This window comes from Thermosphaera aggregans (assembly GCF_014962245.1).
Lineage (GTDB): Archaea > Thermoproteota > Thermoprotei_A > Sulfolobales > Desulfurococcaceae > Thermosphaera > Thermosphaera chiliense.
Map to the genome: position 1 here is coordinate 699,213 of NZ_CP063144.1, position 21,076 is coordinate 720,288.

The window sequence follows — 21,076 nt, forward strand, 5'->3', positions numbered from 1 at the left end:
TTGAGATGGCTGGGAAGAAAGAGCTAACTCTGGCAGACAAGTTAACTCTTAAGGTAATCAGGCCGTTGAAGAATGTATTCAGAGACCTTTTAAGGTATTGGGCAGGTAGGGTTGGCATAGCTATAATCATATTCCTGATCGCTACGTCAATATACGCAGCCCTAACATTGCCTGCAGGATTTATTGCGAGATGGGAGAACGCAGCGTACTGGGATGAAAACCCGCAGTGGGCTCCTCCCACATGGGTTTCGATGTTCGGTTCTCCGGTGGCTGAGTCGTTGGTGATCTCTAAGACAAGGCCTGACGAGCCCTTGGTTCTCGACAGCGGAAGGTTCGTGATTAAGTATATAGGAACATACAGGCTTGAACAGCCGGCTTTCCCGCAGGACTTAGTGTTAAAGCTCTTCCGGCTGAAAGTAGTGAACGTGTCAGGAACAATATATGTACCCCATATTGTAATGGTTGTGACAAGACCGGATGGATGCGTTATCCAAATGTTTGAGTCAGACATCGCGTTAGGAGGAAACGAAACAGTCGAGTTCATTGCTACAAGAGACTTGAAACCAGATATTTTCGACTTGTGGAGAATATCGAACTTCCTGGCAACATACTATAACTTCACCGTACCCTTGGAGATAGTGGGCAGCAATGTAACGCTACAGAGAATAGGAGAGTCGATAATTGTTAGTAAGCTCAGGGATGAGGTTAGGCTGAAAAGGTCATCCTTCCTGTTCGGACTACCAGTATTGGAAGTTGGAAAGAAGGATCAAACCCCCCAGTTGAACTCGATCACGAGTTCGCTAAACTTCCTGATTGAGAGGATAAATGTTACTAACGAGCAGGTCGCGGATATCAAGCAGAGATTAGTAGACGTGAGGGACCTCATAGACTCGCTACGTAGTGAAAACAAAACCCTAACGGACTTCCTCAGAACCCTGGAGAAGGCTCAGGCAAACTTGACGCTTACGTGGAAGATAGCCTTCGTCAATCTCTTACTACCTGGAGAACAGTTGGACATGCTCAACAGTATTATAAAAGATGTGTCAAAGTATATTGAGCAACTGTACACCACGGACGCCTTCTACAATATAAAGATCACCACCACTCCTTTAACAGGGAAGTATGAGTTTATCTTGACGATTTCATATACTGCTAGGGATGAGTTAAGGGATATAGTGAGCTCTCCAGCTGACGAAGTTAGGATAATCGTAAAGGGGAACGCGTATGGGTTTTCAGGAACCGATGACCTAGGTAGAGACTTGCTACAGGTGCTTCTATATGGAACCCCGATCGCTCTCGCGATCGGTTTAACCACGGCGATAATAACAACTTTCATAGGAGTATTCGCTGGAATAGCTAGCGGTTATTATGGAGGTATCATAGATGAGGTCATCCAGAGAATAGCAGATATTATTGGCAACATACCCACACTGCCTATATTGATTATTCTAGCGCAGATAGCTCAGACAGAATACGCACAGTACGGTACAGAAGTAAAGGCTTTAATGACTATATTGACCATAATCGGAGTACTGATCATCTTTGGATGGGGAGGCTTAGCCATCACTGTGAGAGCGATGACTTTATCGATTAAGGAGGAGCCGTACATCGACGCAGCCAGGGCTTTAGGAGCCAGCAATTCAAGAATCATCTTCAAACATATATTCCCGCAGGTAGCAATGTACGCTAGTGCATCACTCGTAGCCAGCGTTCCCGGCGCAATCCTGAGTGAGGCTGGTTTGAGCGTTCTAGGTATAAGGCACGGATGGCCTACATGGGGCGCCATCCTCTCCAGAGCCAGAGACACTGGGAGATATGATATCTGGTGGTGGATTGTGCCGCCTGGAGTAATGCTGTCAATAACATCGCTCGCCTTCATACTGCTGGGCTTAGCGATCGAGAAGATAGTTGAGCCAAGGCTGAGAACACTCTAAGCTTCTCCCACTATTTTTCCAACATAAATTCCATCCTTGTTTTCAACAATTTTTGCAATATACTTTCGACCAATCGCGGCTACACTTTTCTCTCGGATCAGAGTTATCAAGCGGGGTTCACCATGAAGGGTAACACCCAGGAACTCGCCCTTGAGCCAGCCCTCTGCAACGATCATGGCTCCAACTAATTCTCCTCTACGGTAAAGGATTGGAATTCGCCTATCGTAAGTCATACCCCACTCGTTCATATCCCATCGCAGTCTAGCACCTATTTTTCTCTCAAGTTTTTCAAGCCACTTGTAAAACTCGCTCCATGATACTTGCTTGACCCCGAGACGGTTTCGCCCGTGTCTGTGCACGTTGAATTTTTGAACAGTAGTGGGGGGCCACTTCTTGCCTGCCCCAATCTTCAACGCCCAGTTTAAAACATCCTCGATGTCTTGATCGTTTAATCCTGGAAGCCATAACGGGGTAACGTGGAGGTCAATGCTTGTCTCCTTAACCATGTACTCAGCCAGCTCAGCAACTCTCGCCGGATCATATGATTCCAGACCGTAGAGCATCTTTGCCTTCTCTCTGTTGAAAGTGTCGAGGCTTAGATTAACTCTGTCAAGCCCTGCTTCCCAGAGCTTGTTGATAACTTGCTTGGAGAGCGGTGCGCCATGGGTTTCCAGTGCTACGCTTTTAACTCTTGGATGTTTTTTCAAGGATTTTATCAAGGAATAGATGTATGGATATGTTAATCCTTCTCCAACTGTGTCGATAAGAGCCTCAACCATGGCGGTTTTAACTGAAGCAACCTGGTTGAACGCTTCCAGCAACGCCTCCAGATCCATAAAGTACTCTGCATGTCTCCTACTTGATAGGGGTCCTGCGTCGACGCTGCAGAATGCGCAGTTCATTGGGCAAAGGGTTGTTGGGCGAACCTGAACTACGTTCGTCCCTCTGTCGATCACGCCTGCAGCTATGAAACCGAGACCCGGCATGCTCCTGGGCAAGTAGTAAAGAGGCTTCTCGGCAAACCTTCCTATCAACAAAGGCTTATCCATTCCGGTATTCATGGTTCATACTTACCTGGAGAAATATTTAAAACTGGTGGGTTGTTTTTATAATATTGTGCTCCCTGACTAATAAAGAGGTGCCTTATGTTTGCCAGAAGTATTGCTTGAAGCAAGGAATTTGAAAACATACTTTTACACAGCTAAAGGTATTGTGAAAGCTGTTGACAACGTGTCCTTCGAGCTTTACAAGGGGGAGGCCTTAGGGATTGCCGGGGAATCTGGGTGTGGGAAGAGCACACTAGCCTACTCCTTGATGAGACTTGTACCGCCCCCGGGCAAACTAGTTTCCGGGGAAATAATTTTCCAGGGCAGGGATATCACCAAGCTTAGTGAGGAGGAGTTCAGGAGAGAGGTTCGGTGGAAAGGGATTTCAATGGTTTTCCAGGGTGCGATGAACGCTTTGAACCCTGTCTACAACATAGGTGACCAGCTCGCTGAGGTGTTAATGCTTCATCAAAACTACACTAAGAAGGAGGCCCTGGAAACAGCCAAGAAACTGCTGGAAATGGTTGGTATCGAACCCAGGAGGATCAAAAGCTACCCGCACGAGCTAAGCGGTGGTATGAAGCAGAGAGTTGTAATAGCGATGGCCCTTGCCTTAATGCCTCCACTAGTCATAGCTGACGAGCCAACCACAGCTTTAGACGTGGTTGTTCAGGCCCAGGTAATGAATCTCTTGAAGCGTTTAAGACGGGAGCTTGGATTATCGGTAATACTGATCTCTCACGACTTAAGCTTGATAGCTGAAATAGCTGATAAAATTGCTATAATGTATGGCGGCAAGATCGTTGAGTACGGGACTTCCGAACAGATTTACAATAATCCGCAACACCCATACACCAAGGGATTGTTGAACAGTATTCCGAGACTTCACGGTGAAATCAAGGATTTAACATGGATTCCCGGAGTGCCGCCAGACCTGATTAATCCCCCTCCGGGTTGCAGGTTTGAACCAAGGTGTCCATTCGCCCATGAAAGATGCAAGGAGGAGCCTCCAGTTGTTGAAGTAGAGCCTGGACACAAGGTTGCATGTTGGTTGTATGTTCAGAGGTGATCTGGATGAGCGAGGAGCATGTCTATCAACCAGAAGTAACCAGTGAGACAATATTGTTTGCGCGAAACTTGAAAATGTACTTCCCGGTTAGGAGAACATTCATAGACGTGTTGAAGAAAAGTCCAAAGCTGACCTTAAAAGCAGTTGACGGGGTATCGTTCGATGTTAAATACGGGGAAGTCTTCACTCTTGCAGGAGAGTCAGGTTGTGGTAAGACTACAACTGGGAAGCTAGTGATAAGGCTTCACACGCCGACCGAGGGCATCGTTGGGTATAGGGTGTCGAAGGAGATTGCTGAAGAACTAGGACCAATTGTCGAAAAGGCGAAGGTCAGCGAGTACGGGCACGTCAACATTGGAGCTATCCCGCTTAAAAGCTACAAGCCGATTAGAAAGGAAATTCAAATGATATGGCAGGACCCATACGGTAGCTTGAACCCTAGGAGGACAATATATGAGATTCTTGAAGAACCCTTAGCAATCCACGATATAGGTGTGAGCAAAGAAGACAGGTACGATATCGTGGCGAAGGCTCTTGAAGCAGTGAAGCTAACTCCCCCAGAAGACTTCATGGAGAGATACCCGCACATGCTCTCTGGCGGGCAAAGACAGCGTGTCGTTATCGCGAGAGCGCTGATTCTCAACCCTAAGTTCTTGGTTGCCGACGAACCTGTCTCGATGCTTGATGTATCCATTCGTGCTGAAATACTTCAGTTAATGATGGAGTTGAAGAACAAGCTCGGGTTGACATACCTGTTCATAACTCACGACCTCGCTGTTGCAAGATATATTTCCAATAGGCTCGCTATAATGTATCTAGGCAAAATCGTTGAGCTCGGGGATGCGAGAAGGGTTATCGAGAACCCGTACCACCCGTATACGAAAGCGTTGATAGAGGCCATACCGGAGGCAGACCCGACGAGGAGGCTGAGCATTCGTGAGATACCTATCAAAGGCGAGGTACCATCACCCATAAACGTCCCTCCAGGTTGCAGATTCCATCCGAGATGCGTAGCGTTGGATGAACATCCAGAAATAAGAGATTTATGCACGAAGAAGGAGCCCCCGTTGATCGAGGTCGAGAAGGGTCATTACGTGGCTTGCTGGCTCTACGCTAGAAGGTAGAAGGTAAAGGTTTTATTTTTAAAAACATATCTCTCTTTTCCGAGGGCTGGATTTCATGAATCCTGAAGAGAAAACTGGAATATTGGGGTGGGGCTCCTATATTCCCAGGTGGCGCCTGCCCTTAGCCGACATTGCAAGAGTTTGGGGTTTCAACCCGAAGGAGCCGGAGGAATTGAATGTTTTAGAAAAAAGCGTTGCAGGCGTGGACGAGGACTCTGTGACCATGGGCTGGGAGGCAGCTAGAAACGCTTTGAAACGCGCAGGGATTAACCCGCGGGAGATAGGACTGGTGTGGTTTGGAACCGAGAGCAAGCCCTACGCTGTCAAGCCCTCTGCCACAATCATAGCTGAAGCATTAGACATAACGCCTGATACCATGGCTACTGACTGGGAGTTTGCGTGCCGAGCAGCTAGCGAGGCCTTGCGGGCTAGCATTGGCGTAGTAGCTTCTGGGATGGTTAAATACGCGCTAATAATAGGCTCAGACACGGCTCAAGCCAATCCAGGCGACGTGCTAGAGTTTACAGCATCCTCTGCTGCAACAGCTTTAATAGTTGGTCCGCGAGAAGGGGCTGCAGCGTTCTTCGAGGCAAGCTACACTTACGTCACGGATACCCCGGATTTCTGGAGGAGGGCGCACGCCCACTATCCCCTCCACGGCGAGGCATTTACGGGAGAGCCTGCTTACTTCCACCACATAACCAATGCGGTTAAAGGCTTGTTCGAGAGGACTGGGTTGAAACCGGATGATTTCGACTACGCCATCTTCCACCAGCCAAACGGAACCTTCCCATTGAGAGTGGGGCGTATGCTAGGGTTCCCTAAGGAGAAGATCCTTCCAGGCTTGGTGACACCCTACATCGGTAACAGCTATAATTCGTCGGCACTCATAGGATTGTCTAAAGTGCTTGACGAAGCTAAGCCGGGGCAGAGGATACTCCTAGCTCCATTCGGTAGCGGTGCCGGTAGTGACGCGTACAGCATAGTTGTGACTGAGGAGGTTGTTCATAGAAGGGAAAGAGCTCCTAAAGTAAGTGATTACCTGCAGAGGAAACAATTAATAGATTACGCATTGTACGCGAAGTATAGGGGGTTAATCGACAGGATTAAGGGGTGATGCATGGTGAGAATTTCTATACCTCCTACGTGGAGAACTCGCGTTGACAGGTACAGGTTAAAGGCTACTCGTTGCAGGGATTGTGGAAGAACGGGGTATCCGCCTTCAGAACTCTGTAGGTTTTGCGGGTCCAGGAATACTGAAACCGTTGAGCTCATAGATGAGCGGGCGAAGCTTATTACTTGGACAGTGATTTACAATGCAATGGATGGTTTCGAAGAGAGAAGACCGGTTATTATAGGAATATTGGAAACCCTGCATCATAAGACCAGAATCTTGGCACCCTTAACGGATGTGTTGCCTGAGGAGCTAAGGTCTGGAATGGAGATGGAGCCGGTTCTCAGAAGAATAACCGAGGAAGGAGAGTCAGGATTAATAAATTATGGAATCGCTTACCGCCCGGTGCTGAAGAAGGTTGAGCAATGAACTAATTTTTATTCTAGAAGAACTTAAGAAGACCCAGCGCCCCTTCGAAAAAATAGATGGGTTGGAACTTAATGAAAACCTGAAGGCTTTTTTACGCCGCAGAATTCTCGAGGAATCTTTTAACACTCCAACCCCCTTTATTTCATCAACAATCACCGACTTCGCGGAAAATCCCGTGTACAAGGATCTTAAACCAATCGGGTCTATGGAAAAACCCATTGGCTACTTGGGAAGCATTGTAATAAAAACTAATAGTGGAAGTATAACTTCTCACTTGATCCTGGATTTAAACCTTGCCACTCACGCCAGAGAGATCCGAGAAGCCGTTAAGATGCTTGAGAAGGGAACGATCACTGTGATAGGGAAACAATTCCGCTATGGCGATGAAGAACTAAACCATTTGCGAATGCTTGTTGGGAATGCTTACAAAGCAGAAGTAGGAATAGTTTTCGAATCCCACGGCGCAAGACTTGAAAACTTCTCCAAGCTCCTTCGATTCAAGGAGACATTCTTATACAAACTCTACCATTGGCTCATCTTATTTGAGATATATTCAATGCTTGAAATCCCTGTGGCGACGGCAGTTTTCAACAGAATCCTCGACGCCCGCCTTGACTCAGGGGATGATAAAACCGTATTGTATGTTGCGTTTTCAACATATTTTACTAAACCCAGCTACAACCCGTTCGTTGAAGAGTTGTTGAAAATTCTTGGAGTAAGCGGCGTAGAGGATATCCCCGTAATAATAGGAGTCTACTCCCTGCTCAGCCTCCTAGCCTTTTCCATGAAAGAGTAAATTATCTCCGCCTGGATACGGCTGGGGACGCTCTTCTCGTAAGGAATTTTTATGAAGGACCATGGTAAGGTCTCCTCGAATCTGTATCCATTGAAAACTCTTGATAAATCAATGTTAAACCCCTTGGCAACCTTTTTGAAACCGTGTAGGCCTCCTCCTTCTTCAGCCCATGTTGCGATAAGTTTTCCGAGAGGTTTTTCAGATAGTGAGAGAAAAGCCTGCATCAATGACCATTCGATATCGTATGCTCTGCTCTCGACAAGACCTTTTAGATTTTCCTTGTAAATCTTGAAAACCTGTTTCAACTCCTTCATGTTCTTCATTCCGAAATACTGGAAAGGTGTATGAGGCTTAGGTATGAGAGGGTTTAACGACACCACGGCTCTCCAACGCTTCCCCTTTGCCTTGCTTATTACGCGCTTTAAACATTCAATGTTCTCCTTTATCGATTCCAGGCCTTCCCATGGAGCACCATAGACCAAGTATATTTTCACATTAAATCCTTTGCTCAAGGCCGCTCCAATTTTCTCTTCAAACCATTCACAAGGTTTGACGTACTTGAAAAACAATTTTTGAGTGGTTAAACTGAAGGATTCGGGGGCAATAGTTATGGTTTTCTGGTTTAAAGCCCTTAGAAGTTCGAGCAATTCCTCATTTATCAAGTCTAGTCTTATGGAGGGCTGTGATGCTATTAAATTGTTTTCTACCATAAACTCTAAAATTCTCAAATGATCTTTTCTAACCGGAAATGACAGGGAGTAAAGCACCACCCTTTTCTCCCCTGGATTGTAGGTTAAGTGTTCTTCTATTAGCTTCTTCAATAAACCAAGGCTCCTCTCCCTGTAGGGAGCCATGACCCTTGTTTCCATGCAGAAAGAGCATGCGAACATGCATCCTCTATTAACTTCTAGCTTAAAACCTCTCCCAAAAACGGGTTCAATCTTCGTGTTCACTATCTGTCTAACCGGGTAGAAGCACGCGTTTAGATCGGCAGGATAAGATTTAACCACTTCGCCCTCTGTTAAACCTGGGACATAAACATAGCTTAGCTTGCTTACTTCTTCGAGAAATGCTTTCTTATCCCCCTTAAACTGAAGCCAGATCTCGACGATTTTATCGAGACTGCTTTCAACCTCCCCTATGACGAATACGTCTATCAAGTCTGAAAACGGGATCGGATTCGCCATTACCACGGGTCCTCCAGCGATGATGGGAGTTTGCCGAGCCTCCCTGAAAGGATTCACCCCGCTCGCCTGGAGAAGTCTTACAAGGTTAACTATATCGGGCTCGTAATGTATCGAGGTAATTATCAGGTCGAAATCTCTCAGGGGAGAGCGGGTTTCAATAGACCTAGCCTCCTCCTCAGCCCCTGTCAACCTTTTGTTGCAAAATCTCTCAGCATATATTTCAGGATTGTTATTAAGAGTGAAATATATGAGGTCGGAGGCCAGGCTGGAGATCATCACTTCGTATAAACTAGGATAAATAAATGCTACTCGCGAGGATGCTTTTAAAGGGTTTTTATATACCGTATTTAATTCCATTTTCACTTACCTAAAAGTTTATATTCTATCTATACGTATATATCGAAACGGTGTATGGTTTTGCCCGATTTCACAAAATACTACAGTGAACTAGCTAAAAAAGTTAAAGCATCGGAAATTAGAGAACTACTCGCTCTGATAAGGGAGAGAAAAGACGTGATAAGCTTCGCTGGAGGAATCCCCGACCCAGCTATTTTCCCCAAGGAGAAGCTGGCCGAGATTGCCAAGTTCGTTATTGAAGTATACGGTGATGACGCGTTACAGTATAGTGAGACTAAAGGGATCATAGAGGTAAGGGAGACGCTGAGCGACTTTGTCTTAAGATACAGGCATATCATCGCTGACGCTGAGGATATCATAATTACAACAGGTAGTCAATCAGCACTGGACATCATATCTAGGACGTTCATCAACCCTGGCGATGTAGTGATAACGGAGAACCCAACATACCTGGCTGCGCTTGGAGCTTTCAAGAATAATGGTGCTAAAGTAGTTGGAATACCCATTGATGATAAAGGAATTAAAACAGATGTATTGGAGCGAAAGTTGAAAACGCTTGTAGAAAACGGGGAGCGAGTTAAATTCATATACGTAATACCGGTCGGGCAGAACCCTGCTGGCACAACCATGGATAAGGACAGAAAGCAGCACCTTCTAGAGATTGCTTCAAAGTACGACGTCCTCGTTGTCGAGGACGATCCCTACAGCTACATCATCTTTGAACCAAACGTTGAGGTGGCATCGCTTAAAAGCATGGACTCCGAGAACAGAGTCATATACATGAGCACGGTTAGCAAGATCCTGGCGCCAGGCTTAAGGATAGGTTGGATTATAGCACACCCTGAGCTGATCCGCAAGTTTGAATTAATAAAACAGTACATCGACCTCCACTCTCCTACATTAAACCAGTACATTGTGGCTGAAGCCATCAAGAGAGGTATTATAATGGAGACCGTGACCAAGGCAGTGCCACGGTACAGGAGGAAGCGGGACACAATGATCAAGGCCATAGAAGAGGAGATGGGCGAGCTGGTTAGCTTCTACAAGCCGGTTGGTGGCCTCTTTATATTTACATATGTTATGAACGAGAAGTTTTACGCAGACTCACTGCTTGAGAAAGCGTTGAAAGAATACAAGGTAGCCTACGTCCCAGGCGGGAGCTTCCACCCAGACGGTAGTGGAAGGAATAGCATGAGGCTCAACTTCAGCTATCCAAGCGAGGATCAGATTATAGAAGGGATTAGGAGATTGGGCTCATTCGTTAGGAGTAGCATAAAATAATTTAGAGTATTTGACAACCACTCCAAATCCCCTGGGCGGTATGAGTCCCAGGGTTTTTTCAACATCGTCCACTTCAACCACTCTTATATCATTCCTAACTTCTCGCAAGCCTTTTTCAACCTCATTGAAGCTTTCAACCCTGAAACTTGTAACCCTTTCTATTAACACCTTCTCCTTCAAGGGAAGCCTTAGGAAGCTTGTGAACGATAAGGGGGAGACAATGATGTGCTGTGGATGGGTTTTCTCGATGACGGCTCCTGTAAGTATAGGGTTATAGGAGGTCACTACCAATGATTTAACTGTTCCCGGTATTTCGCCAAGGTTTTTATATACTTTAAACCCAAGCTTGCAGGCCTCTCTTGAATCCTCTACGCAGATAAACGCTGGCTCGAACCCCCTGTTCCTTGAGAAAACCCCGGCAAGGATTGAAAGTAGTTCACAGCCTAGTATTAAGGGATTATCATGTAGTTTTTCCGCGATCGCGTACGCGTGATGAACAAGAGGGGTCAATGCTTGTAGAGCATGTGGTTTTTCAACCGTGCTGTGAACATATCCCGTGGGAAGCGTGACAAAGTTGCCTAATAATCCATTCCTATCGACTCCTAAGACTTCATCGTTGTGGAAAGGGGAGATCACTATGTTCTTACCTGTAATGCTAGAGTCATCATTGTAGGTCTCAACGACTTTCCCAATCCCCATGGATCCCGGCGTGACAGGTATCTTCAAAGGCATTAAGCCTGAGGTGACTAATTTCTCGGAGAATCCAAGGTATATTGTTAAAGGCTTCACTAGCATGTGCCCTGGGGTTAACGCGATAGCGGGATTTTCCACGATTCTCAGCGAACCATCGAAAACTACAACCTTCTGCTTCAAACCCTTAGCACCAAGCAAATAATTATGGTCATAATCCTATAAATAGTGGAATACCACAAAATAATCCTTGTTTGAGGGTCGAAGTTGAACAAGGATATCGATACAGAGGATTATGAGATAGAAGAGAAAGCACTACTAATCCCGGTTGAATGGCTCAGCAAGGAGGCACGGTTTAAAATAATTGAAACGTTGATATCTACGAGAAGCTTAGTTGATTTAGCGAGGAATTTAGGGGTTACACCAACTGCTATAAGGAAGTATTTGAAGAGAGATACCCACCCGAGCAATGAAGTTATTAGAAGAGCACTAGCCATAATGGAGCCTTACGAGGAGGAAAAGATTCATATGATAATAATTCAAGACATTCTTTCCGCTTTGAAAATGTTGTACGATAGTCTTGATGAAACCTATAAGGAGCGGATACGTAAAATCATAAAGGAAACAATTCTACAGTAATGGTGGGATTATTGAATCACATCCCTTTTATGGCTTCTGGGAAAATTGTAAACTCCTACGAGCTCTTATACAAATACTATGATGCCTGCAGGGAGTTGAAAGGTGAGACCTGCGGGCCAATTCCCTCATCTGATGATTTGAAAGAGCTTGAAACCCTAGTTAAACAGCAGGAAGTAGCAAACCTAGGGGTATTAATCGATCATTTTTCGAAGAAATACTTGGAGAAAATCCAGGAGACCCCTGCACAGATCGCCTGCAAAAGTTTTTTCGGCAAGGAAGTGGATACTGTTCACTGCATGACCAAGATTGCCCAGCTAGTAGCATCATGGCTGATTGAGATAGCGGACAACCTGGGTATAATCAGTTTAAAGTTCGCCTGGCGGGAAGGTGCTTAGCTGTTTGAAAGACGAGAAATTAACCCAAGCTCTGGCACGGATTATTCGAGTATTGAATAATGAGTATGGAAAAGTAGTGCACACCTTTATAAAGAAGGGCGTTAAAAACACGACAATCATTATTAAGCTTGAGAAAAATATTTCTAGTATCAGAACCGTTAAGATAAAAGTAAGCAGTGACGGATCCAAGATAAGGGTTTACACAGGGGCTACAAGCTTGGATCTGCGGCTTAAAAGATTGTTGAGAACCGAGCTCTTGAAGGGTGATTAGATGCGGGAGAGATCTCCTTATAAGAGGAGAATTCAAATAGCAGTTAGCATCTTAAGCGAGTTGTCCAAGAGAACTGGCGAGTTGAACCGGCCATACGTCGTAGATTTTTTGAGAAAAACATATGAAAGGCAAGGGCTACAGCCTATAAGAGGGAAAGCTCTACCGCAGGACATATATGATAAGGAAATGGCAACGATATATGTCGTGGGGAAACACGGGCTAAACCTACATGAAGAGTATCCGGAGCTTTTTGAGAAAGTATTCTATCTTGAGGAATCATATGAGAAAGCTGTGGAAAATGTTTTGAAAGGAGACTTCGAAACAGCTAGAAAAATATTGAAAGAAGTCTCATCAACAGGCGTTATCGATAGCAACACTGTTGCTCGAATGCTGAGAATACCTTTAACGAAGTTGGTACTGGGGTTCGCGAAAGAGGAAGAGTTTGCCACCATCCTTAGAAAAACCATGGAAGCTTTCCCAGAGGAAGAGGCGACGGTGTTGAAATATGCTAGGTTTTACGTTGCTTTCAAGCTTGCCGAAATGATATTTCGCGGTGAGGTGAAATCGAGAGAGTATAAAGAGGCTTTGAAAAAAGCATTAGCTATTAGAATAGGCTTTCCAAAGGCTACTCCAAGCGATGATTATGTGAAGGCAATAGCGGAATCAGTGTTCGAGCTATCGGATCAAGATTTAAAGGATATTTTAAAGAAGCCTAGTGAAGCGGCAAACACTAGTGATAAGGAGAAGAGCAGTTAGTGCTTTATTAAGAATAGTCATGGAGTTTCTCCAAAACTTTCTCGTGAAGCCTTCTCAGAAGCTTCCTCATATCCTCCATTAGCACGACGTCACTGTATCCGTGCACGACGATGCTGTGAGCGAAAGGCGATGGCACGTCTAACGGACCAATTTCAACAACTCCTATTTCACCACTCCTTATTTTCTCCAAAATCTCGATAGCCTCGTCTAGATGCATATAATCCATGAGAATTTCTCTATAAGTCTCCTTTAACACTGGGAAATTCTCTATCTCCTCCACTGCCTTGAGCAGTTCTTCAGCGTTAACCTGGAGCTTGGATAAGCTTTTCTCCGAGTCCCTATATTTTCTGAGGAGCATGAAACTTCTAACGGCAACATGTCTAAACCGTCTCTTGATCAACTCTGTTTTCCTCAGAACTTTAACTAAATCAGCATATATGTTTTCAGGGTCAGTGGGTAGCTCAGCGAAAATCCCAGCCCAGTTAAGCACCGGGTGTCCAGGTATCGAAATCATGAATCCGTTATCGGTAACTGTTAATTTAACGTTTACACCTAGCTTTTTCCCGACATAATATGCATAAATTCTTGACAATGCATCATTAGCTCTTCTTCCAAATAATGAGTGTACAATAACGTTTCTCCTATCCGGTTCATCGTAAACTTCTATTAAAACCGTTTTATCTGACGGTACTGGAGCCTTAGTGTATGCTTTCTGAAGCTTAACATACTCGTAAATCGTTTCAGCTGCACTTTTTGTTAAATAATAGTTTTTCATGATCTCTTCCACGACTTTCTCTTTATCCCACATGTCAATCCAATCCGACACCAGTCTCCTAAACTTTCCTACCTCCAGGGATGAGTCATAGGCTAAGGGGAGCATTTCGCTGAACCAGCTTGGCACTGTCGGTCTTAATCCGTCTGCAGGTCGTACTTTAACCTTGAAACCCTTGCTCCCGAGATACTCGTATACTCTGCCACCAAGCACGAATAAGTCTCCTGGAGCAAGGTACTCTACAAACCCTTCTTCCAGATCACCAACGTATTTCCCTTCTGTAGTGAAGACGTGGGCTTTAGACTCGTCTGGGATAACCCCTATGTTTTGATAGTATATCATTCTCGAGGTCTTTTTACGCCCGAAAACCCCTTCCTTCTCATCCAACCATATTTTCGAATATACTCGTTGATACTCGTAGAAATCTCCCAGCTCTCCTGCAAGATATTTCAACACGCTTAGAAAATCCTCGAGGGGTAGTGAGTGAAAGCTGTATGATCTTTTAACCAGCCTGAATGCTTCTTCAACACTCCATTTCTTTTCTAATGAAAGCCCTACTATATGTTGCGCCAGCACGTCTAGCGGGTTTTTAGGAATCCTGATCCTGTCTATCTTCCTTTCCAAGGCCAGCTTGGCGAGCACGGTACACTCCACGAGATCATCCCTGTCAACTACTATGATCCTACCCTTGCTGACTTCGCGAATATGGTGTCCTGCACGCCCCACTCTCTGCAGAAGCCTAGTAACGCTCTTAGGGCTGCTGAGCAGGACGACCACGTCAATGTAGCCTATGTCTATTCCCAGTTCCAAGGATGTAGAGCTAACCACAGCTTTAAGTAAGCCGTTTTTCAGCTTATTCTCGATATCCAACCTAACATCCCGGCTTAAGCTACTGTGGTGTGCTTCAATATCATCTATGTCGAGAATCCTGCTCTTCTCCATGGTCTTTTTCAACTTGAAGACAACCCTTTCAGTCGCGCTCCTCGTGTTAGTAAATATGAGGGTGGTCTTATGCCTTTTAATCACTTTCAATAGCTGATTATAAATGGCTTCATTTAGCTCTTCAGCGCTCGAATGGATGAGGTCTTCAACAGGCATTAACACTTTTATGTCTAGTTTTTTATCGAAACGTGCGTCGACGATGACGCAATCTCTAAGAGTACCATCATCCTTATATCCTACCAGGAACGATGCAACCTCCTCTAACGGGGAGATAGTTGCGCTTAAACCCACTCTCTGAATACTTTTCCCTGTAATGTTTTCAAGCCTCTCAATGCTTAGTGAGAGATGGCTCCCCCTCTTGCTTGAAGCAAGCTCGTGGATCTCATCGATAATGACTACTTGCATGTTTCTCAACTTTTCTCTAAACTTCGGAGCATTCAACGCGATAGCGAGGGACTCAGGCGTGGTTATCAGTATATGTGGAGGCTTCCTAACCATCCTTTGCTTCTCGTTAGCTGGGGTGTCGCTCGTCCTAACCGCCACTTCAATCTCGGGTAACTCTACTCCCTGGAGTCTCGCAATCTCCCTGATCCCCTTAATGGGCTCTATCAAATTCTTCCTCATATCATTGTTAAGCGCTCTCAAGGGGCTTACGTAAACCACATATACTCCCTCGGGCAATGTACCATGGGTAAGGTAGAATCGATAGAGGTTGTCAATAATCCCGAGGAAAACGGCGAGAGTTTTCCCTGTGCCTGTGGGGCTGGATACTAGTACATTCTTCCCTTCCTTCACGAGGGGAATAGTTTTCCTCTGAACAGGGGTTAAATCGCCGTATTGTTGGATTAACCACTCTCTAACGAAAGGCAGAAGGAGGTTGTAAACTTCTTCCTTAGTGAAATCCTTATCCGCGTATGTAATCACTAATGCCAACCCATTTTTTCGAATGTTTAAAACAACTTTTAAGACTCACTAGTTTCAGCTTTTGAAAACGCTACCTGGCCACCTATATGAAACATACAGATAACCCAGTGATTGCAGCAAAACCCAAAGCCCTGTCAGAACCGCTCCTGAGAATAGAAGATATATCGATACCGTCAAGAATGCTGAACCAGTTATGAACTCGACTGGAACCCTAGCACGGGATCCCGCCCTCTCAAACACGCCCTTAGGAGTCCGTTTATATGTTATTTTCATCCGAAGGAAGGCTTTAATCATGCTCCATGATAGGTAGGGAGTGAGAGCCGTCACCACCGCGGCGTTTCGGCCGAGGTTAACAATCGCAGCCCATTTATTATTCAGGACAGCGTTGATTTTCGAGTAGAGAATGTACCCGTAAACCCCTTGGAAACCGATCCATGCAACGAAGACATAATAATATATTGAAAGGTAGTCGATTTTTGTCAACGAGTAGAGCGTTGCGAGAATAATAGTGCCGAAGAATGCAAGCATCGCGGGGAGATACTGAAGAAGGAACATTAAACTTTCAATTTTCCCGAGAAGCCTCTGAGGGGATTTTACCAGCTGTTTAAATCTTGACATGAAAACATCTGTTGCCCCGTAGGCCCATCTAGCTTGCTGGATTCTCAGGCCTTTGTAGGAGCTCGGAACCTCTACATATGCTTTACAATCATCAAAGTATTCTATCCTATACCCTTTACCGATCATTCGACAACCAATCTCCATGTCGTCTTGAATTCTTTCAACATCCCATCCCCTCAGCTCTTCCTTCAGATGTTTCGACTTGAAGATTGTTCCCGTTCCTAACGGGAAAACACTCAGCCCTAATACAGACCTACCCTTGAAAAGTGTTTCAACCATAACCTTCATTGTTAAGCCAATGGCCTGACTCAATCTATCTTCTATGTTTAAAGGCTCCCATCTCCCAACAACTCCTACTACGGAAGGGTTTTTCTCCATCAAGCTTATTGATTTTCCGAGAAGGCATTTCTCAGGCCTGCAATCCACATCTAGCGGGAAGACGTAATCTCCTATTGAAGCATATAATCCTGTGTTTAACGCCCCGGATTTAAACCCCACGGGATGCTTCCTCCATATGAGCCATACATTATACCTTTTACTCCTCCATTCGTGAAGTTTCCTGAATAACTCTTCTTTTACGTTTTCGTCATCGTCTGAAACTATTAAGATCTCATACTCGGGGAGATTAAACCCCCCAATGTACTCCAGTAATTTCTCAATATAATCTAAAGGCTCATTCCTAATTGGTACTATGAAGCTTACCGACTTGTAATTCTCCTCAATCTTTTCAAAAGAACTTTTGAACCTCCTGGAAATAATGTAGAAGAAGCTATGGGATATGTAGAACAAAATCTGGGGTACGAAAGTAGCTACCACTGCAAGCAATCCTATTAGATCGGAAACGCTCATTTCAAACCCCGGTTGAAATCCATATATAGGTTTTACAATATAATTTTAAACGTGAGTTATATGAAAGTCACGTGGCATGGGCATGCTTGCGTATCCCTCGAGTTGAGCAACGGCTATACGATAGTATTCGATCCTCATGACGGTGGAAGTATTGGGTTGGAGAAGCCGAATGTTAAGGCTGACCTTGTTCTCGTGAGCCACGAGCATTTCGATCACAACGCGGTAGAAGTTGTCAAGAAAGACAAGACCCGCGTCTTCAAGGAATTCGTGGGCGAGGCTGTGGTGGATAATGTACACGTAAAAGGGTTTGAATCATTTCACGATAAAGCCGGGGGGAAGAGAAGGGGTAGAAACACTATTTACATGGTTGATGTGGAAGGCAGGAGGGTTTCTCACATGGGTGATTTAGGCGATAAACCCTCCTCCGAGGTTGTATCGAAGCTCAGAGGAGTTGACTTACTGATAATACCGGTAGGCGGGTTTTACACTATTGAGCCTCATGAAGCCTGGGAGGTCGCTGAGTCGGTAGAGCCGCGGAATATTTTACCAATACATTACTGGGTTAAAGGATTGAACCTGCCGATAAAACCTGTTGACGAGTTCTTGAAGCACGTTAGAGGCTTCAACATTGTTAGGCTTGATTCAAGATCTTTCACTCTAGAGAGCTATGAGAAATCAGTACTACTGCCCAAGTATGGATGACTTAATCTGTTTGTAAAGTGGTGAAGTAATTGGCATATACTTGGGAGCCTAAATGGGAAGCCATTAGATTGGAGGGAAATGGAATAGTCCTAACCACGTGCAGAGATAAAGTAACAGGACTCATAGCCTGCCCGATTTGTTTAAACGCTAACTCCACATGCCTGGGCAAGAGCGAAGCTCATACAGAAGTAAAGGGCGAGATATCCTTATTCTTCTCTATGGACGACTTAATAGAGCATATAAAGAATTTCCACAGTAGGGGACTCTCCAGCAAGCTTGAGGAAATACGTAAGAGAATGGGTGAAGCAAGGTCTGACTGAGGAAATATGCATATATGGTAACCCGACGCTGGATATTATTGAGGATGATCGGGGAATAAGATGGAGCTATGGTGGAGGCGTATACTACACTAGCCTACCTCTAATTGCGAGAGGCTTTAAATTAAAAGTCTACTCCACAGTATCTCACCCGATCATAAATCACCCCGTGTATAAGCACGTTATTCCTTTACAATACTCCACCAGGTATAATGTTTTCCATATAAGATACTATGGAAAAGGCTCGAGAACTTTGGCTCTCTTACAGGAAGCCCCACCTCTGTACAACTGGAACATGAGCGAAGACTTGTGCGTCAGCATAGTGAACCCTGTCTACAGGGAAATCCTCCCTAGCTTTTTAAAGCAGTTATCGAACAGGTCAACAATTCTCGTAGGGGATATTCAAGGATTCTTGAGATTAAGGAAAAACCATTCAATACTATTGTCTCCGGACAAGCAGGTGTTTGAATCTGTGAAAATGCTGCAGCTTATTCACATGGATGTTGAGGAGGCAAGGGCGTTAACAGGTGAGGAGAATACAAAAAATTTATCTCTCAAGCTTCAGAGTGTTTTGAAAGATCAGATTGTAATAGTGACGAATGGTCCTTTCAACATTCTTCTCATTTATGCTGGAAACATTGAGGAAATACATCATGTTGGGGAATCGTACCCGGATACTACGGGAGCAGGCGATTTCTTCTTGGGTTCCTTAACATACTACTATCTAGTAACAAACGATATTGTTGAATCTATTTTTAAGAGCATTGTGGCCACTGAGAAGTGGTTGGTGAAAAAAGGCTTCATCGCCGCCAACCACCTGGTTGAAAACACTGTTCAAAGTTCGGCTAAAGATATGTTATGATTCATTGTTTACTTATTCTGTTGAGATTTCAAAAATACTGTTTGCCAAATATTTCTAACCACTACGCGCTGAAATCTTACGGATTTTTCGCATCCCACGGTGGTGGGCGGCTCTGCAATTTAAAATTTGTTAAAAATCCCTTATAAACTTTCAAATAGTAGGAGAATAATTTTTCATGTCGAGACGAAGGCTACCTCTTTAAAACCCCCGTCGAAAAACCTGATGCTCTCTAACTCCACATCCTCGCTTTTCACGGCTGGTGCTCCTATCCTCTCCATTATTGCTGACTTAACCTCGTTTTTCTCCGGTGCTCTCCCTATGAATCTTATCTTTCCATTGATAACAATCCTGGGGAGATCCATTGCTTCTGCTTCGAGCGGGTCTGAAAACCAGACATGGTGTGGTATTACGTCAACCCATATGTGCTGGTCCAGCAGTTCCTCAGCAACTGTGAGAAGAGTTTTCAATGCTTTATCGCTCTCCTCGCTGAAGTCCAGGAAAACCTCAACTATGACCTTGGTAACCTCTGGTAACTCCTGCTCCATTTAAGCACCCTTTTTCAGAATCCAACATGATCAATGTTTTAAACCATAGGGTGAGAGGAAATTTAAAAGATTATTTAACATTCTCCTTCTTAACAGGGTGCAGATAGTCTTTTGGAGCGGCTTTGAAGACTTCTAGGTATTTCCTCAGAACCCTTGGTATGTAAACTGTCCCGTCTTCCTGCTGGTGATTCTCAAGTATGGCTGTGATGGTTCTAGTACTGGCGATTGCGGTACTGTTAAGTGTGTGAACATATTCTTTAACCATTCCTTTCCGCCTTATGAGCCTTGTCCTCAACCTATAGGACTGCCAATCAGTGGTGTTGCTACAGCTCACCATTTCTCTGAACAATCCCTGCGCAGGCATCCAGGTCTCCAGGTCATACTTCTTTGCGGCTGGTGCTCCTAAATCCCCGCTTGCAATATTCACGATTCTATAGGGGAGCTCTAAACCCTTGAACAACTCCTCCGCATTCCCTATGAGCTCCTCCATTAAATCCCAGCTCTCCTCGGGTTTAGCGTAGACATACTGCTCTATCTTATGGAACTGGTGCACTCTGAATATCCCTTTTAAATCCCGGCTTCCCGCTCCAGCCTCCTTCCTAAAACACGGGCTTATCCCGGCATATTTCAATGGTAGGGCTTCTTCCTCTAAATCCTCATTGTAGTGGAGTGCGGCAAGGGAGTGTTCTGCTGTAGCAATCAAATATAAGTCTTCCCCTTCTATCTTATAGATCGCATCTTTAAATGTTGCTAAATCTATTACGCCGGACATGACCTCGTGGCGTAGCATATACGGGGGTAGAACTAGGGTGTATCCCTTGCTAGTCAAGTAGTCTATAGCGTACATTAGAAGGGCTAGGTCCAGAAACACTATATCGTTGAACAAGTAGTAGAACCTGCTTCCAGCAACCTCTCCTGCTTTTAATGTATCGCCCAGCTTTAACACATTCTCCAGCATGTCGGCATGCCCAACCGGTTTCCAATCTATCTCGACGTAGTCAACTTTAAAACCATACTTCTCCGTCTGTTGCTTAAACTGTTCAACATATTCTCTCCATACTTTTGGCCTACCCCAAAACCTTATCGGGACGTTGTATGAGTCGTCAGGACCTATGGGAACGCTCTCGTGTACAGTGTTTGGAAGCCTTCTCAAAGCATCCTCCCTCAGGGCTTCCAGCTCCCTGAGCTTTGCCTCAAATACTTCCAGCTGGCTCAACAGCTGTTTAGCCTGTTTAAGCAATTCCTCTTTTAACTCGGCCGGGGCTTTAGAAACTTCCCTGCTTATTACGTTGTGCTTATGCCTGAGTTCTTGTACCTCGGTTAAGAGTTTTCTCCATTCCTGGTCAAGCCTGAAAGCCTCGTCCACGATAGATTCATCCATGAATCGTTTTCTCACATGCTCCTTCAGCATCTCAGGGTTTTCACGAAGTAATGTTAAAATACTCCACGACAATTCT

The 21,076-nt window shown here is 44.9% G+C and carries 21 protein-coding genes; 14 read left to right on the forward strand and 7 right to left on the reverse strand.

Going from position 1 to position 21,076, the window contains the following annotated elements:
• The first annotated feature begins 5 nt into the window (after positions 1 to 5).
• Complete coding sequence (locus tag IMZ38_RS04150) at positions 6 to 1,934, forward strand: ABC transporter permease (RefSeq protein WP_193435657.1); 1,929 nt, start codon at positions 6 to 8, stop codon at positions 1,932 to 1,934.
• Here the strand turns inward: IMZ38_RS04150 and IMZ38_RS04155 are convergent.
• Positions 1,931 to 2,995, reverse strand: a complete 1,065-nt coding sequence (locus IMZ38_RS04155) for a radical SAM protein (RefSeq protein ID WP_193435658.1) — start codon at positions 2,993 to 2,995, stop codon at positions 1,931 to 1,933. The two genes, IMZ38_RS04150 and IMZ38_RS04155, sit on opposite strands and share 4 nt — an antisense overlap.
• 88 nt (positions 2,996 to 3,083) lie before the next feature.
• Between IMZ38_RS04155 and IMZ38_RS04160 the strand changes: the two genes are divergently transcribed.
• The 5 genes from IMZ38_RS04160 to IMZ38_RS04180 are packed head-to-tail and all read left to right on the forward strand — an operon-like array spanning position 3,084 to position 7,512.
• Complete coding sequence (locus tag IMZ38_RS04160; RefSeq protein WP_193435659.1) at positions 3,084 to 4,049, forward strand: ABC transporter ATP-binding protein; 966 nt, start codon at positions 3,084 to 3,086, stop codon at positions 4,047 to 4,049.
• A 5-nt stretch (positions 4,050 to 4,054) separates the two neighbouring features.
• Entirely contained in the window at positions 4,055 to 5,173 is a 1,119-nt protein-coding gene (locus IMZ38_RS04165; protein ID WP_193435660.1) for an ABC transporter ATP-binding protein, read from the forward strand.
• A 55-nt stretch (positions 5,174 to 5,228) separates the two neighbouring features.
• Positions 5,229 to 6,290: a hydroxymethylglutaryl-CoA synthase gene (locus IMZ38_RS04170; protein ID WP_193435661.1), complete on the forward strand. Its 1,062-nt coding sequence runs from the start codon at positions 5,229 to 5,231 to the stop codon at positions 6,288 to 6,290.
• 6 nt (positions 6,291 to 6,296) lie between these two features.
• Entirely contained in the window at positions 6,297 to 6,716 is a 420-nt protein-coding gene (locus IMZ38_RS04175; RefSeq protein WP_193436911.1) for a Zn-ribbon domain-containing OB-fold protein, read from the forward strand.
• Positions 6,706 to 7,512: a hypothetical protein gene (locus tag IMZ38_RS04180; protein WP_193435662.1), complete on the forward strand. Its 807-nt coding sequence runs from the start codon at positions 6,706 to 6,708 to the stop codon at positions 7,510 to 7,512. The genes IMZ38_RS04175 and IMZ38_RS04180 overlap by 11 nt, the downstream gene beginning before the upstream one ends.
• Here the strand turns inward: IMZ38_RS04180 and IMZ38_RS04185 are convergent.
• Positions 7,470 to 8,975, reverse strand: a complete 1,506-nt coding sequence (locus IMZ38_RS04185; RefSeq protein ID WP_227410815.1) for a radical SAM protein — start codon at positions 8,973 to 8,975, stop codon at positions 7,470 to 7,472. The two genes, IMZ38_RS04180 and IMZ38_RS04185, sit on opposite strands and share 43 nt — an antisense overlap.
• Positions 8,976 to 9,110: 135 nt before the next feature.
• On the opposite strand from IMZ38_RS04185, the gene IMZ38_RS04190 reads away from it, so the two are divergent.
• The gene (locus IMZ38_RS04190) at positions 9,111 to 10,337 is read left to right on the forward strand and encodes an aminotransferase-like domain-containing protein (RefSeq protein ID WP_193435664.1); all 1,227 of its coding nucleotides are present in this window, start codon (positions 9,111 to 9,113) and stop codon (positions 10,335 to 10,337) included.
• On the opposite strand, the gene IMZ38_RS04195 is transcribed toward IMZ38_RS04190, so the two are convergent.
• Complete coding sequence (locus IMZ38_RS04195; protein WP_193435665.1) at positions 10,311 to 11,228, reverse strand: hypothetical protein; 918 nt, start codon at positions 11,226 to 11,228, stop codon at positions 10,311 to 10,313. The two genes, IMZ38_RS04190 and IMZ38_RS04195, sit on opposite strands and share 27 nt — an antisense overlap.
• Positions 11,229 to 11,294: 66 nt before the next feature.
• Between IMZ38_RS04195 and IMZ38_RS04200 the strand changes: the two genes are divergently transcribed.
• The 4 genes from IMZ38_RS04200 to IMZ38_RS04215 are packed head-to-tail and all read left to right on the forward strand — an operon-like array spanning position 11,295 to position 13,088.
• Complete coding sequence (locus IMZ38_RS04200) at positions 11,295 to 11,666, forward strand: DNA-binding protein (protein ID WP_193435666.1); 372 nt, start codon at positions 11,295 to 11,297, stop codon at positions 11,664 to 11,666.
• Between the two features lie 29 nt (positions 11,667 to 11,695).
• Positions 11,696 to 12,061 carry a hypothetical protein gene (locus IMZ38_RS04205; protein WP_193435667.1) on the forward strand — a complete coding sequence of 122 codons (366 nt, stop codon included), beginning with the start codon at positions 11,696 to 11,698 and terminating at the stop codon, positions 12,059 to 12,061.
• Positions 12,062 to 12,065: 4 nt separating this feature from the next.
• Positions 12,066 to 12,332: a hypothetical protein gene (locus tag IMZ38_RS04210; protein WP_193435668.1), complete on the forward strand. Its 267-nt coding sequence runs from the start codon at positions 12,066 to 12,068 to the stop codon at positions 12,330 to 12,332.
• Complete coding sequence (locus IMZ38_RS04215) at positions 12,333 to 13,088, forward strand: DUF2192 domain-containing protein (protein ID WP_193435669.1); 756 nt, start codon at positions 12,333 to 12,335, stop codon at positions 13,086 to 13,088. It abuts the gene before it with no gap.
• Positions 13,089 to 13,095: 7 nt separating this feature from the next.
• Here the strand turns inward: IMZ38_RS04215 and IMZ38_RS04220 are convergent, their stop codons facing one another.
• Together IMZ38_RS04220 and IMZ38_RS04225 are read right to left on the reverse strand one after the other, a co-directional pair.
• Complete coding sequence (locus IMZ38_RS04220; protein ID WP_193435670.1) at positions 13,096 to 15,726, reverse strand: ATP-dependent helicase; 2,631 nt, start codon at positions 15,724 to 15,726, stop codon at positions 13,096 to 13,098.
• 54 nt (positions 15,727 to 15,780) lie between these two features.
• Positions 15,781 to 17,193 (reverse strand): glycosyltransferase family 2 protein, encoded by a 1,413-nt coding sequence (locus IMZ38_RS04225; protein ID WP_193435671.1) that lies wholly within the window; start codon positions 17,191 to 17,193, stop codon positions 15,781 to 15,783.
• Between the two features lie 60 nt (positions 17,194 to 17,253).
• Here IMZ38_RS04225 and IMZ38_RS04230 point away from each other — a divergent pair, with 60 nt between their 5' ends.
• Genes IMZ38_RS04230 through IMZ38_RS04240 form a run of 3 tightly spaced genes read left to right on the forward strand, consistent with a single transcriptional unit; the run spans position 17,254 to position 19,074 of the window.
• Entirely contained in the window at positions 17,254 to 17,895 is a 642-nt protein-coding gene (locus IMZ38_RS04230; protein ID WP_193435672.1) for an MBL fold metallo-hydrolase, read from the forward strand.
• Positions 17,896 to 17,924: 29 nt separating this feature from the next.
• Positions 17,925 to 18,215, forward strand: coding sequence for a hypothetical protein (locus tag IMZ38_RS04235; RefSeq protein WP_193435673.1), 291 nt, complete (start codon positions 17,925 to 17,927; stop codon positions 18,213 to 18,215).
• Positions 18,172 to 19,074, forward strand: coding sequence for a PfkB family carbohydrate kinase (locus IMZ38_RS04240; protein WP_193435674.1), 903 nt, complete (start codon positions 18,172 to 18,174; stop codon positions 19,072 to 19,074). Before IMZ38_RS04235 ends, IMZ38_RS04240 begins: the two co-directional genes overlap by 44 nt.
• A gap of 173 nt (positions 19,075 to 19,247) precedes the next feature.
• Here IMZ38_RS04240 and IMZ38_RS04245 read toward each other — a convergent pair whose 3' ends face one another.
• Both IMZ38_RS04245 and serS read right to left on the reverse strand, forming a co-directional pair.
• Positions 19,248 to 19,619: a hypothetical protein gene (locus IMZ38_RS04245; RefSeq protein WP_193435675.1), complete on the reverse strand. Its 372-nt coding sequence runs from the start codon at positions 19,617 to 19,619 to the stop codon at positions 19,248 to 19,250.
• Between the two features lie 70 nt (positions 19,620 to 19,689).
• Positions 19,690 to 21,072: a serine--tRNA ligase gene (gene serS, locus IMZ38_RS04250; protein WP_193435676.1), complete on the reverse strand. Its 1,383-nt coding sequence runs from the start codon at positions 21,070 to 21,072 to the stop codon at positions 19,690 to 19,692.
• Positions 21,073 to 21,076 lie beyond the last annotated feature (4 nt).

What these genes read in the sequence shown, in the direction of transcription:
- IMZ38_RS04245 (WP_193435675.1), bottom strand. Translation starts at nt 19,619, where the DNA reads ATGGAGCAGGAGTTACCAGAGGTTACCAAGGTCATAGTTGAGGTTTTC.
- IMZ38_RS04190 (WP_193435664.1), top strand. Translation starts at nt 9,111, where the DNA reads ATGGTTTTGCCCGATTTCACAAAATACTACAGTGAACTAGCTAAAAAA.
- IMZ38_RS04225 (WP_193435671.1), bottom strand. Translation starts at nt 17,193, where the DNA reads ATGAGCGTTTCCGATCTAATAGGATTGCTTGCAGTGGTAGCTACTTTC.
- IMZ38_RS04205 (WP_193435667.1), top strand. Translation starts at nt 11,696, where the DNA reads ATGGCTTCTGGGAAAATTGTAAACTCCTACGAGCTCTTATACAAATAC.
- IMZ38_RS04215 (WP_193435669.1), top strand. Translation starts at nt 12,333, where the DNA reads ATGCGGGAGAGATCTCCTTATAAGAGGAGAATTCAAATAGCAGTTAGC.
- IMZ38_RS04185 (WP_227410815.1), bottom strand. Translation starts at nt 8,975, where the DNA reads ATGATCTCCAGCCTGGCCTCCGACCTCATATATTTCACTCTTAATAAC.
- IMZ38_RS04170 (WP_193435661.1), top strand. Translation starts at nt 5,229, where the DNA reads ATGAATCCTGAAGAGAAAACTGGAATATTGGGGTGGGGCTCCTATATT.
- IMZ38_RS04165 (WP_193435660.1), top strand. Translation starts at nt 4,055, where the DNA reads ATGAGCGAGGAGCATGTCTATCAACCAGAAGTAACCAGTGAGACAATA.
- IMZ38_RS04155 (WP_193435658.1), bottom strand. Translation starts at nt 2,995, where the DNA reads ATGAATACCGGAATGGATAAGCCTTTGTTGATAGGAAGGTTTGCCGAG.
- IMZ38_RS04150 (WP_193435657.1), top strand. Translation starts at nt 6, where the DNA reads ATGGCTGGGAAGAAAGAGCTAACTCTGGCAGACAAGTTAACTCTTAAG.
- IMZ38_RS04230 (WP_193435672.1), top strand. Translation starts at nt 17,254, where the DNA reads ATGAAAGTCACGTGGCATGGGCATGCTTGCGTATCCCTCGAGTTGAGC.